Below are 12,662 nucleotides of genomic sequence, written 5' to 3' on the forward strand. Positions count from 1 at the left end.
CCCCTACTTCCATGCAAGGGGTGGCCTCCTGATGAAACAGACGCGACCGGCACCAGATATTTGGTTGCTGATTTGTATTTTGGCATTGCTTGCCATCGGCATTATTATGGTATATAGTGCGGGCTCGGTGCTTGCCTTTCATGACTATGGCGATTCATTTTATTTTGTAAAAAGACAGGCTCTGTTTGCGGTGCTTGGGCTTGTGGCCATGTTCGTAACTGCTAACGTTGACTACCGGGTGTGGAGGAAATATGCCAAACCTATATTGATTGCCTGTTTTATTATGCTCATCGCGGTGCTCATTCCTGGCATCGGTGTGGTTCGCGGTGGTGCACGAAGTTGGCTGGGCATTGGTTCGTTCGGTATTCAGCCCTCAGAATTCATGAAACTGGGCATGATTCTGTTTCTCGCTCACTGGCTGAGCAAGGAACCGGGCAAAATCAAAACCTTCACAACGGGGCTTATGCCACCGCTGGGATTGATCGGTTTGGCTTTTGGGATTATTATGCTGCAACCTGATTTGGGGACTGGCACTGTGATGATGGGCGCATCGATGCTTATTATTTTCACAGCCGGAGCGCGAATGAAACATCTGAGCTTGCTTGCTCTTGGCGGCGTAGCGGGGTTTGCAGCTTTGATTGCAGCAGCACCCTATCGGTTGCAGCGTATCACAGCGTTTTTGGACCCGTGGTCCGATCCGCTGGGTGCCGGATATCAGATCATTCAATCCTTATACGCGATTGGTCCTGGTGGACTGGCGGGATTGGGACTGGGTATGAGCCGGCAGAAGTACAGTTATGTACCTGAACCGCAAACGGACTTTATTTTTAGTATTTTGGCCGAAGAACTCGGCTTTATAGGTGGAATGATTGTATTATTGTTGTTTCTGGTGCTGGTGTGGAGAGGAATGCGTGTAGCCATGACCGTTCCGGATGCCTTCGGCAGTCTGCTTGGTGTTGGTATCGTAGGTATGGTCGCCGTACAGGTCATTATTAACATTGGTGTTGTCATTGGCATGATGCCTGTTACGGGTATTACATTGCCTCTGATCAGTTACGGCGGATCATCATTGACCCTCATGCTCACAGCACTGGGCATTTTAGTGAATTTATCCCGTTATGCGAGGTGACTATGCGATGCGAGTCGTTCTAAGCGGTGGCGGTACGGGTGGACATATCTATCCGGCCGTTGCCATAGCAAGACAATGCGAGGCGGAGAACCCGGACTCGACATTTCTATATATTGGAGGAACCAGAGGGCTGGAAAGTAAATTGGTTCCCCAGGAAAATATTCCTTTTAAATCCATTGATATTACGGGCTTTCGGCGGAAATTGTCCATCGACAACCTGAAAACAGTCATGCGTTTCATTCAAGGTGTACGCAAGTCCAAAAAAATGCTGAAGGAATTCAAACCGGATGTTGTGATTGGTACAGGTGGATATGTGTGTGGACCTGTGGTATATGCAGCAACAAAACTGGGAATTCCGAGTATAATTCATGAACAGAACGCCATCCCTGGTCTGACGAACAAATTTTTGATGCGTTATGTGGACACGGTTGCCGTTAGCTTTGAAGGTTCTGAAAAATCGTTTTCCGGCGCAAAAAAGGTGATCTACACTGGTAATCCGCGAGCGACTACGGTAGCCCAGGCTAGCCGTGATCGTGGTTTTGCCACGTTAGGTGTACCGATGAACAGCCGTGTTGTTCTTGTGGTTGGTGGCAGTCGCGGGGCAAAAGCAATCAATCAGGCCATGGTGGACATGGCTCCAATGCTGGAACAACTGGACGATGTACACGTAGTTTACGTGACAGGGGATACCTATTTTGATGAAACGCGTGAAGCCATTCGCAGCTCATTGGGTACGATGCCAAACCACCTGCATGTCCTGCCTTACGTGCACAATATGCCTGAGGTGCTTGCCTGCACATCCTTGATTGTAAACCGCGCAGGTGCATCATTCCTTGCAGAGATCACATCACTGGGTATTCCTTCGATCCTGATTCCTTCACCTAACGTGACTAATAATCATCAGGAAGCCAATGCACGCACGCTTGAAGGTGGAGGTGCGTCACTCACGATGCTGGAGAAGGATCTTACAGGCAAAGTCCTGTATGAAGCCATCGCCAAGATTATGAATGATGAATCGGGACGCAAACAAATGGCTGAAGCCTCCCGGAAACTGGGGAAACCCGATGCAGCTGAAGTGCTTGTTCATGAAATTCAGCGTCTTGCTGCACGCCGATAAAGTGTGATTGTGGGCGATTGTCACACACAAGACGGGGCTGACATAAGATACCGTATAAATCGTGACCATCGTTCCATGGCGCCAGAACACGGTCTGTAACAACAGAAGATACCGTGCTCATCGGTTTTGAAGCAAAGGAGGAAGCAAACATGCATCAGTGGATATCGTTACTATCCCAGAATAATGTTGGCAGAGTTCTTGAAAACGAATCGCTAGCCAAATACACCACATGGAAGATCGGCGGTCCTGCGGATGCACTGGTCATTCCCCAGAATAAAGAGCAGATGATGAATCTCGTTCAATTGCTTCACACGTATCAGATTCCGTGGATGCAACTTGGGCGGGGCTCAAACATGCTGGTGTCAGACAAAGGAATACGTGGTGTTGTGGTGAAACCAGGCGAGGGCTTTGATTATGTCGAATTTCACGAAGGCGGTGTAACCGCCGGAGCGGCGCATTCTTTTGTTAAACTCAGTGTGGTTGCTGCCAAAAAGGAATGGACCGGTCTGGAATTCGGCAGCGGTATCCCCGGCACTGTCGGTGGAGCTGTGTACATGAATGCAGGCGCGCATGGATCGGATGTGTCACGGATATTCAAATTCGCTGAGATTGTACTGGAGACAGGGGAATTGGTACGTTACAGCAAGGAGGACATGGATTTTGCCTACCGCCACTCTGTTCTGCATGATCGGAGAGGCATTGTGCTGGAAGCTACATTTGAACTCCAGCATGGGGAGCGCAACGTCATTTCGGAAACGATGGCGGCTTACAAAGATCGCCGGCGCCGCACACAGCCACTGCAGATGGCATGTGCAGGCAGTGTATTCCGAAATCCACCGGGTGATCATGCAGCCCGCCTGATTGAAGCAGCAGGGCTGAAAGGAATGATCCAGGGAGGCGCACAGGTATCCACCATGCATGCCAATTTCATTGTTAATACAGGCCAAGCAACAGCAGAGGACGTTATCACCCTAATGCAGCAGATACAGAGCACTATATCATCTCAAAACGGTATTAACCTGGTACCGGAAGTCTTCGTAGTGGGTGAGCGGTAAACCCCGGAGGTGATACATTGGACAAATTGGTGATTGAAGGCGGGAAACCCCTCTCAGGATCCATACGCATCCATGGAGCAAAAAATGCCGCTTTACCGATTATGGCCGCAAGTTTGTTGGCAGATGGAGAAGTTACACTGCATAACGTTCCACACTTGCTGGACATTGAGGTGATGCTGTATATCCTGGAACGGCTTGGATGCACGTGTCGGCATGAACAGGGAACAGTGACGATTAATACCTCGTCTATCCGGTCATATGATGTGCCAGAAGATCTAATGAAGCAGATGCGCTCTTCCATCTTTTTGATGGGACCATTGCTGGCTAAGTTTGGGCAAGTGTCAGTGTATCAGCCAGGCGGCTGTGCCATTGGAGAACGCAAAATTGATCTTCACCTCCGGGGCCTGGAAGCGCTCGGAGCTTTGATTGAAGAGCAGGACCAACAGATTATCTGTCATGGGCACAATCTGGTGGGTACAGATATTCATTTGGATTTCCCGAGTGTGGGAGCGACGGAGAATATCATGATGGCAGCCGTTATGGCTAAAGGGACGACAACCATTTGCAACGCGGCAAGAGAACCTGAAATACAGGACCTGCAACACTTTTTGAATGCTATGGGTGCAAGCATTATTGGTGCAGGAACGGATACAATCACGATCAACGGCGTTGAGAAACTAGAGCCTTGCTCCTATGAGATTATACCGGATCGAATCGTTGCCGGAACCGTGATGATTGCAGCAGCAGCAACACGAGGCAATGTTACGCTTACACACTGCAATCCTGCTCATCTTACTTCACTTATACATGTATTGAAGCGCACTGGTGTTCAAATCACAGTCTGCAATGATATAATGACGGTGAGCTGTATGAGCCGTCCCAAATCAGTAGACCGTATTGTGACTTCTCCGTATCCTTCGTTTCCGACAGATTTGCAATCTCAAATCATGGTGCTGCTCAGTCTGGCAGACGGATTCAGTGTGATGAAGGAAACGGTATTCGAGGGTCGGTTCAAACATGTGGATGAACTGAATGTGATGGGGGCTGATATTTCAGTCGATCTGAACGCAGCATTTATCCGTGGTGTTCCCCGTCTGTACGGGGCTACAGTAGAAGCAACCGATCTTCGTGCAGGTGCAGCTCTGGTCATTGCTGGTCTGGCTGCTCAAGGCAAAACGGTTGTGGAGCAAGTGCATCATATTGACCGGGGCTACGATCAGATCGAGAAGTTATTCCAAAGTCTTGGAGCATCGGTTGAGCGACAGTCGCCCGTTTCGAAACAGTTGGATTTTGCCAATTAACGTCCTTGGAGTCCCCTTCTTGAAGGGAGGGGACCTGAGGCTTTGTGGAGCGCTACTTATGCCTAAAAGTCAAATTCCGGTTCTGAAGAAGAATCGGCCAAAAGGAAACACAAGCCGCAAAATTGTAATTATTCTCTTATTATTATTTATTGTATTGCTCGCTGTATTATTCTTTCGTTCTTCCATGAGTCGGATTTCGGCAATTGAAATTACGGGTAATGTATATACAGCAACTTCAGAACTGCTGGAGAAAAGCGGGCTGAAAGAAGGCGAACAATTTTTTGGGACAAGTACTGCCGAGGTTATTGAGCGTCTCAAGACCATCAAGGCGATTTCCACCGTTACCGTGGACAAGCAATTTCCGGGTATTATCCATATCAAGGTGCAGGAATATGCCACGGTTGCTTATGAGCTTGGTTCTGACGGTACGTTAAAAGCGATATTAGCCAGTGGGACAAGCTTGACGGTTCCGGCAACAATTGGTGTTGCTGTGGAGAAGCCCATATTGACCCAATGGAAGGCTGATGATCCACTCAAAGCCAAACTGAGCCAGACACTGGCTAAAATTCCGAATGAATTGACGACGGATATTTCGGAAATTATTCCGAACCCAACGCCTTCATTTCCGGATCAGATTCGGATGTATACCAAATCGCAGTTTGAAGTGATTACAACCGTCTCTCTTTTATCGGATAAAGTGGAGTATCTGAATCAGGTGATTGAGACCGAACGGCCTGGGAAAATCACCATGCTTGAGGCAGATACCTATGTCCCTTTCATCCCGGATGACCCGGAAGATGATGCTGAACTAGGAGCAACCCCCTGATCTTTGCCATGATGAGGCTGGACTGAATATGAAAGCCTAGGCAGGTCGGGGTTTGGCCCCGTCAGAGCATTGAAACTTGTTCTTTCTGAGATGAAGAAAAAATGATACACTTGAACTTATGGCACATGAGTTGCCTCCTTCTTTTTTCTTCAATGTTTTATGTCTGGCAACCAGATTTTGACACCCAAAAACATTGTAGAAAAAAGAGGGAAAGCCTGAAGTGTGTTGAATATGTTTTAATAGTGTTTAAATTCGAACGTAATTTACTATTGGAGTCAGGAGGTGCCACAGACTTGAGCAACAATGACATCATTGTTAGTTTGGACATCGGTACATCCAAAATTCGCGCTATTATTGGGGAAATGAATAATGGAACCTTTAATATTATAGGAGTTGGATCTGCCGACTCGGAGGGAATTCGCAAAGGTGTAATCGTAGATATCGATCAGACGGTGCAGTCGATTCGCAACGCAGTGGATCATGCAGAACGTATGGTAGGTATTCAAATATCCGAAGTGTATGTTGGAATCTCGGGAAATCATATCGGACTGATGAGCAGTCACGGCGTCGTGGCTGTGTCTAACGAGGATCGTGAAATCGGAGAAGAAGACATGGAACGGGTGTTGAAAGCAGCCGAAGTCATTGCAGTTCCGCCGGAACGGGAAATTATTGATGTTGTCGCCAAGCAATATGTTGTAGATGGCTTGGAGGGCATACAGGACCCCCGTGGTATGATTGGTGTTCGTCTGGAAGTTGAAGCAACGATCATAACGGGTGCAAAAACCGCGATACATAATCTTTTGCGCTGCGTGGAAAAAGCGGGTCTGAAAGTAAGCGATCTGGTTCTCATGTCGCTTGGAGCGGGTCAACTGGCTTTGTCCAAAGATGAAAAAACGATGGGTTCAGTGCTTGTTGATATTGGAGCAGGTGCTACAACCATCGCCATTTTTGAAGAAGACAGTCTTGTTGCAACATCAACGTTGCCTATAGGTGGGGAATTCGTAACAAATGATATCGCCTATGGCTTACGCACGTTAACGGATCAGGCAGAGAAAGTGAAACTGAAATATGGCTGCGCCTGGCTGGATGATGCTGCTGCGGATGTGATGTTCAAAGTCACCCGAATTGGCAGTAATGTAGACAAGGAGTTTTCACAGGAGGATCTGGCAGCAATTATTGAACCTAGGGTTCAGGAAATATTCCAGATGATATCCCAAGAAGTGAAGCGTCTTGGTTACAACGAGCTTCCTGGAGGTTATATACTAACGGGAGGTACGGTCTCTATGCCGGGGGTTCTGCAGGTCGCTCAGCATGAGCTTGCTGCTTCGGTACGAGTTGCAGTTCCGGATTATATTGGTGTGCGCGACCCCGGGTTTACAAGCGGAGTTGGCATATTGCACAGTGTAATTCGCAGTTTGCGCATTCGTCCCTCGATCAATAACGGCGGTGGAAATAACAACAACAATAATAACAACAAGAAACCGACCAACCGTCCGAAGCCAAATACGGCACAGGAATCGGAGCAAAAACCCGGTCTGTTCGAGCGGCTGAAGAATATGTTCAGCGAATTTATATAACAGGTTGGATCCATTTCATACATTCTTGAAGCCGTCTGAATGCGCCGGTACTAAAATAAACGCTTTCGTTCGTCGATATATGAAATTGATTCGGTTCAAATCAAAAATTGGACGGGCCATCCATGCACATTGAGGGGGAGATGGAATAATATGTTGGAATTTGATTTCGAGATGGAGAGCTTGGCTCAAATTAAAGTCATCGGTGTAGGCGGCGGCGGAAGCAATGCAGTCAACCGTATGATTGAAAATGGTGTACAAGGTGTTGAATTTATTACGGTGAATACGGATGCTCAGGCGTTACATCTGGCGAAATCCGAGCATAAATTGCAAATCGGTGATAAATTGACTCGTGGTCTTGGTGCTGGCGCCAACCCGGATGTAGGTAAAAAAGCAGCGGAAGAGTCCCGCGATCTGATCATGAACACGTTGAAAGGTGCAGACATGGTATTTGTTACAGCCGGTATGGGCGGCGGTACAGGTACAGGTGCGGCTCCGGTTATTGCCGAAATCGCTAAAGAGTGTGGTGCACTTACCGTTGGTGTCGTAACTCGTCCATTTACATTTGAAGGACGCAAGCGTTCCAGCCATGCAGAGCAAGGTATTGAAGCTCTCAAGGAAAAAGTCGACACACTGATCGTGATTCCTAATGATCGTTTGCTCGAAATCGTAGACAAAAAGACTCCTATGCTTGAAGCATTCCGTCAAGCGGATAACGTACTTCGTCAAGCGGTACAAGGTATCTCTGATTTGATCGCTGTACCGGGTCTGATCAACCTTGACTTTGCTGACGTCAAAACGATTATGCACGAACGTGGTTCAGCCCTTATGGGGATTGGTGAATCAACTGGTGAGAATCGTGCCGCAGAAGCAGCACGGAAAGCCATTATGAGTCCTTTGCTTGAAACTTCTATTGAAGGTGCTCGCGGGGTAATCATGAACATTACAGGTGGCGTTAATCTGTCCCTGTATGAAGTGAATGAAGCGGCAGAGATCGTAACGTCTGCTTCCGACCCGGAAGTAAACATGATCTTTGGTGCCATCATTGACGAAGACCTGAAAGAGGAGATTAAGGTTACAGTTATTGCAACTGGTTTTGAAGATAAACCTGCTCCACCACCACCAGGACGTAAACCAGCTCCAGCAACAGCGGAGACGACGGATACGCGTTCGCCGAACCTGCGTCCTTTCGGAAATCAGCCGAGCAATGATCAGCTGGACATTCCGACATTTTTACGCAATCGTTCACGCAATAATAACAACGATTAATACACAAATCAGTTTATTGGAAACCCGGTACTCCTTATGGAGCGACCGGGTTTTTTCTGTTTATTTAGATATCATAGCATACAGCAATGAACAAATTCTGAACAAAGGGCCTGAGCAATTCCGACAAAAAAAGTTGGAACCACACCCCCATGATTAGACAGACTTTGAACAGGGGGCTCCGTATACTTGTGAATATGCTCATGAATATCAGGATATCGGGTATCGGTATTTCGATATGTTGCGCGCAGGCAGGTGAAGACTTTGGTTGTTTATGTGGATCTAATTTTTTTGACAAACCTGTGTATTGACGGTGCACTCATCGGAATGACCGCCTGGATGCGCAAGACAAAGCTGGTTTGGTGGCGATGGTTGCTGTCCGCCATTGTGGGTGCATTATACGTGGTCATGATGTTTGTACCGGAGTTTGATTTTATGTTCACCTTTCTGATCAAGTTCGGGTTCTCGCTGGTTATGCTTACGATTGCTTTTGGTTTTAAAGGTCTGCAGGCTTTTGCGAGGACGCTCGGTACCTTCTATGTGATTAATTTTGTCGCTGCCGGAGGTATTCTGGGTGTGCATTACATGCTTCAGAGCTCCGGTGAGTTGTTTAACGGCATTTGGTTCACGGCTTCTGGCGGTATGTCATTTGATCTGAAAATTGCTTTCTGGTTCACGTTTATCGTATTTTTTGCTGTCCTGTTTTTATTCAAAGCTGTGCAGAGCTCAAAACGGAAAACGGATCGCATGACGACCTATTTGGGTAAAGTTGAGGTCTGCATCGATGAGGTAGTCATTTCTTGTACAGGCCTTCTGGATACGGGCAATCAACTTACAGATCCCTTATCGCGTATGCCGGTCATGGTGATGGAGGTTTCGTTATGGCAAGACATGTTACCTGCTTCATGGAAGGGCAGACTCAAGGACGAGGCGCCGGACAACCTTATTCTGGAGCTTGATCAGGAAAGTTTTCAGTGGCAGGATCGACTGCGGCTTGTGCCTTATCGGGGCATTAACAAAGGGACTGCGTTTATGCTGGCAATGAAGCCGGACCGGGTGAAGGTGACGATGGAGGAAACATGTTATGAGACGACAAGAGTACTCATTGGGCTGGATGGAGGTGTTTTGTCGTCGGATGGGAAATACCAGGCCGTGATTCATCCTGAACTTGTGCAAGACGCTGCTTCTGCGCAGTCTACGGCTCTCTCTGCGGGAGCAACAGAAAAGCCGCTGAATGTGGTATAGGAGGAACGTACATGCTTGTGAAATGGAAACTGGTGGCGCAGCTGCAATATTACCGTCTGTTATTTTTGTTGGGACTCAAAAGCGAAGAGATCTATTATATTGGGGGAAGTGAGGCACTTCCGCCGCCTTTGACAAGGGAAGAAGAAGAATTTTTACTGCAAAAATTATCCTCGGGAGACTCGGCCATTCGCGCGATGCTTATTGAGCGCAATCTGCGTCTGGTGGTGTACATTGCACGAAAGTTTGAAAACACAGGAATCAACATTGAAGATTTGGTCTCCATTGGAGCCATCGGGTTGATCAAGGCAGTTAATACATTCGACCCGGAAAAGAAAATCAAGCTGGCAACCTATGCTTCACGTTGTATCGAAAATGAAATTTTGATGTACCTGAGACGTAATAGTAAGATCCGAACTGAAGTTTCTTTTGATGAACCGCTTAACATTGATTGGGATGGAAATGAACTATTATTATCTGATGTATTGGGTACTGAAAACGATACAATCTATCGGAATATTGAAGAGCAGGTAGACCGGAAACTTTTGCACAAGGCACTGGAAAAATTAACGGAGCGCGAGCGAATGATTATGGAGCTTCGTTTTGGCCTGACGGATGGGGAAGAAAAGACACAAAAAGATGTAGCGGATCTACTTGGAATCTCCCAATCCTACATCTCTCGTCTCGAAAAAAGAATCATTAAAAGACTTCGCAAAGAGTTCAATAAAATGGTCTGAAATACATCATTGGTCAGAATGGGTATTACTGGCAAGGATGCCAAGTACGAATAAAAAAGCCTGCCCCGGAGATAATGTACATTAATGTTTCTCCTTGGGAGGTAAATCACGATGACCCGAAACAAAGTCGAGATTTGTGGCGTGGACACCGCAAAATTGCCTGTCCTCACCAACACTGAAATGCGGGAATTGTTTCATTCCCTTCAGCAACACCATGATCGCTCAGCAAGAGAGAAATTAGTGAATGGCAACCTGCGTCTGGTACTTAGTGTCATTCAGCGTTTTAACAATCGGGGGGAGTTTGTCGATGATCTGTTCCAGGTTGGTTGCATCGGCCTGATGAAAGCCATTGATAATTTTGATTTATCCCAGAATGTCAAATTTTCAACCTACGCGGTGCCGATGATTATCGGTGAAATCCGTCGATACCTGCGTGATAATAACCCAATTCGGGTATCTCGCTCCTTGAGGGATATAGCTTACAAAGCGCTTCAGGTCCGTGACAGCCTGACGAATAAAAATTCCCGGGAACCGACGATATTTGAAATTGCGGAAGTACTGAATGTGCCGAAGGAAGATGTTGTTTTTGCATTGGACGCCATTCAGGACCCGGTCTCGCTCTTCGAACCGATTTATCATGATGGTGGAGATCCGATCTATGTTATGGATCAGATCAGTGATGACAGAAACAAAGATGTGTCATGGATCGAGGAAATTGCACTCCGTGAAGCGATGCATCGTCTTGGTCAGCGGGAAAAAATGATTCTGTCGATGCGGTTTTTCGAAGGGAAAACCCAGATGGAAGTGGCTGATGAAATTGGCATTTCCCAGGCTCAGGTATCACGTCTGGAGAAATCAGCGATACAGCAGATGCAAAAACATGTAAAGTCGTAACACGATGCAAGGGCAGAAGGACGATCAATCGGGGCAGTGTATACCGTTGGTCGTCTTTTTGTTTTGGACCGTTTCCACATTCGATGAAAAACAGGACATTTTTCGCCCCTGAAACATATATTGTATAGAAGCGTCAAGAACGGGCAGAAGAGGAATAACAGGGGGCGGAGATGAATGAAAGTAAATACGAGCGAAGTAGCGGCACGAGGCATGAAAATCTCGGACTTTCAGACAAAGGATGTCATTAACATTACGGATGGTAAACGTCTGGGTCAGATCAGTGACTTGGAGCTGGATCTGAAGCAGGGACGAATTGAAGCGATTGTAGTCCCAGGGTACAGCCGTTTTATGGGTCTTTTTGGCGGGGGAACGGATCTGGTGATTCCCTGGAGAAACATTGTGAAGATTGGTTCAGATGTGATACTGGTGAAGATGGATGAGGTGAAGGAAAATACGTATGACGAGCGTGATCGCGAAGCGCGCCTGTATGATGAACAGCAGCATAACCGCACAGAGCGAGTGGAACGCATTGAACGGTCGGAACGTAATCAGCGTCGAACGATATAAATGAGACAGAATGTGGCTCATTTGGTACACTGGAAGTGGTGAGGTGAGATAATGGAACCCTTTGTATTGGATAAGGAATTACTTGAACGGACCAAGAACCCAAATTCAGATTTCGGTCCTGATCCGTTATTATTATATGTTGAGCCCTGGAAACAGCAATTTGAACAGCTGTCAGTCGGGTTTACGACGAGGCATGGTGGAGTTGGAAAAGTTCCGTATGCCACGCTCAATTGTGCTTATCATGTGGGGGATGACCCTGAAGTTGTACTTAACAACCGCAGGCTTGTAACCGAGAAGCTTGGCTTTGCAGCAGAAGCATGGACCTGTGGAGAGCAGGTGCATGGCAAACATGTGGCTGTAATTACCGCTGAAGATCGGAGCAGAGGATTACTTGATCGTCAATCTGCGTTGCAGGATACGGATGGATTGGTCACGAATGTGCCTGGTGTGCTGCTGACTTCTTTCTATGCCGACTGTGTTCCGCTTTATTTCTATGACCCTGTGCAGCAGGCGGTAGGTCTTGCGCATGCCGGCTGGAAAGGTACAGTCGCGGGTATCGCTGTATCCATGGTGGAGACGATGGAACGGGAGTATGGCAGCCGTAGGCAGGACATTCGAGCTGCAATCGGTCCGTCGATTGGGGATTGCTGTTATGAAGTGGATGAGGCGGTCATGCAGCATGTACGGGTTTGGTTTGATGATTCCCCGGTTAATGATAAATACGAGGATTCTGCTTCTAAACAAGCATATCGAGCCGTGAATAACGGTAAAACGATGTTAAACTTGAAAGAATGTAATCGACACATTATGATGAAAGCAGGAATAATGCCGGATCATATCGAATGTACAACATGGTGTACAAGTTGTCATCCCGAACTATTTTTCTCCTATAGGAAGGAAAATGGTGTTACAGGGCGGATGGCGAGCTGGATTGGGCTGGAAGAGAGGTGACCC

Annotated in this window: 12 protein-coding genes; all 12 read left to right on the top strand. The window is 47.2% G+C overall.

Features of this window, described 5'->3' with window-relative positions:
* Positions 1 to 31 precede the first annotated feature (31 nt).
* The 12 genes from spoVE (at position 32) to pgeF (ending at position 12,659) form a co-directional block, all read left to right on the top strand.
* Positions 32 to 1,129, top strand: coding sequence for a stage V sporulation protein E (spoVE, locus tag NSQ38_RS14650; RefSeq protein WP_339790229.1), 1,098 nt, complete (start codon positions 32 to 34; stop codon positions 1,127 to 1,129).
* A 7-nt stretch (positions 1,130 to 1,136) separates the two neighbouring features.
* On the top strand, positions 1,137 to 2,246 hold the full coding sequence (murG, locus tag NSQ38_RS14655; protein ID WP_339790232.1) for an undecaprenyldiphospho-muramoylpentapeptide beta-N-acetylglucosaminyltransferase: 1,110 nt from the start codon (positions 1,137 to 1,139) through the stop codon (positions 2,244 to 2,246).
* Between the two features lie 149 nt (positions 2,247 to 2,395).
* Positions 2,396 to 3,301: a UDP-N-acetylmuramate dehydrogenase gene (gene murB / locus NSQ38_RS14660; protein ID WP_339790235.1), complete on the top strand. Its 906-nt coding sequence runs from the start codon at positions 2,396 to 2,398 to the stop codon at positions 3,299 to 3,301.
* A gap of 17 nt (positions 3,302 to 3,318) precedes the next feature.
* Positions 3,319 to 4,602, top strand: coding sequence for a UDP-N-acetylglucosamine 1-carboxyvinyltransferase (gene murA / locus NSQ38_RS14665; RefSeq protein ID WP_339790238.1), 1,284 nt, complete (start codon positions 3,319 to 3,321; stop codon positions 4,600 to 4,602).
* Positions 4,603 to 4,660: 58 nt separating this feature from the next.
* The gene (locus NSQ38_RS14670; RefSeq protein ID WP_149846753.1) at positions 4,661 to 5,428 is read left to right on the top strand and encodes an FtsQ-type POTRA domain-containing protein; all 768 of its coding nucleotides are present in this window, start codon (positions 4,661 to 4,663) and stop codon (positions 5,426 to 5,428) included.
* Between the two features lie 293 nt (positions 5,429 to 5,721).
* Positions 5,722 to 7,005 (top strand): cell division protein FtsA, encoded by a 1,284-nt coding sequence (ftsA, locus tag NSQ38_RS14675; protein WP_036614863.1) that lies wholly within the window; start codon positions 5,722 to 5,724, stop codon positions 7,003 to 7,005.
* A 150-nt stretch (positions 7,006 to 7,155) separates the two neighbouring features.
* Positions 7,156 to 8,271 (top strand): cell division protein FtsZ, encoded by a 1,116-nt coding sequence (gene ftsZ, locus NSQ38_RS14680; protein WP_017687306.1) that lies wholly within the window; start codon positions 7,156 to 7,158, stop codon positions 8,269 to 8,271.
* 261 nt (positions 8,272 to 8,532) lie between these two features.
* Positions 8,533 to 9,513 (top strand): sigma-E processing peptidase SpoIIGA, encoded by a 981-nt coding sequence (gene spoIIGA, locus NSQ38_RS14685; RefSeq protein WP_091014080.1) that lies wholly within the window; start codon positions 8,533 to 8,535, stop codon positions 9,511 to 9,513.
* An 11-nt stretch (positions 9,514 to 9,524) separates the two neighbouring features.
* Positions 9,525 to 10,247 carry an RNA polymerase sporulation sigma factor SigE gene (sigE, locus tag NSQ38_RS14690; RefSeq protein WP_017687308.1) on the top strand — a complete coding sequence of 241 codons (723 nt, stop codon included), beginning with the start codon at positions 9,525 to 9,527 and terminating at the stop codon, positions 10,245 to 10,247.
* A gap of 111 nt (positions 10,248 to 10,358) precedes the next feature.
* A complete protein-coding gene (sigG, locus tag NSQ38_RS14695; RefSeq protein WP_017687309.1) occupies positions 10,359 to 11,141 on the top strand; it encodes an RNA polymerase sporulation sigma factor SigG in 783 nt (260 codons plus the stop codon).
* Positions 11,142 to 11,315: 174 nt separating this feature from the next.
* Entirely contained in the window at positions 11,316 to 11,708 is a 393-nt protein-coding gene (locus NSQ38_RS14700) for a YlmC/YmxH family sporulation protein (RefSeq protein WP_017687310.1), read from the top strand.
* 51 nt (positions 11,709 to 11,759) lie between these two features.
* Positions 11,760 to 12,659, top strand: a complete 900-nt coding sequence (gene pgeF / locus NSQ38_RS14705) for a peptidoglycan editing factor PgeF (RefSeq protein WP_237174389.1) — start codon at positions 11,760 to 11,762, stop codon at positions 12,657 to 12,659.
* The last annotated feature ends 3 nt before the right edge of the window (positions 12,660 to 12,662 follow it).

It is taken from the genome of Paenibacillus sp. FSL R7-0313 (genome assembly GCF_037969885.1).
Taxonomy (GTDB): domain Bacteria; phylum Bacillota; class Bacilli; order Paenibacillales; family Paenibacillaceae; genus Paenibacillus.

Coding starts and splice junctions, on each gene's coding strand:
- spoVE (WP_339790229.1), top strand. CDS start 32: ATGAAACAGACGCGACCGGCACCAGATATTTGGTTGCTGATTTGTATT.
- murG (WP_339790232.1), top strand. CDS start 1,137: ATGCGAGTCGTTCTAAGCGGTGGCGGTACGGGTGGACATATCTATCCG.
- murB (WP_339790235.1), top strand. CDS start 2,396: ATGCATCAGTGGATATCGTTACTATCCCAGAATAATGTTGGCAGAGTT.
- NSQ38_RS14670 (WP_149846753.1), top strand. CDS start 4,661: ATGCCTAAAAGTCAAATTCCGGTTCTGAAGAAGAATCGGCCAAAAGGA.
- ftsZ (WP_017687306.1), top strand. CDS start 7,156: ATGTTGGAATTTGATTTCGAGATGGAGAGCTTGGCTCAAATTAAAGTC.
- sigE (WP_017687308.1), top strand. CDS start 9,525: ATGCTTGTGAAATGGAAACTGGTGGCGCAGCTGCAATATTACCGTCTG.
- sigG (WP_017687309.1), top strand. CDS start 10,359: ATGACCCGAAACAAAGTCGAGATTTGTGGCGTGGACACCGCAAAATTG.
- NSQ38_RS14700 (WP_017687310.1), top strand. CDS start 11,316: ATGAAAGTAAATACGAGCGAAGTAGCGGCACGAGGCATGAAAATCTCG.
- pgeF (WP_237174389.1), top strand. CDS start 11,760: ATGGAACCCTTTGTATTGGATAAGGAATTACTTGAACGGACCAAGAAC.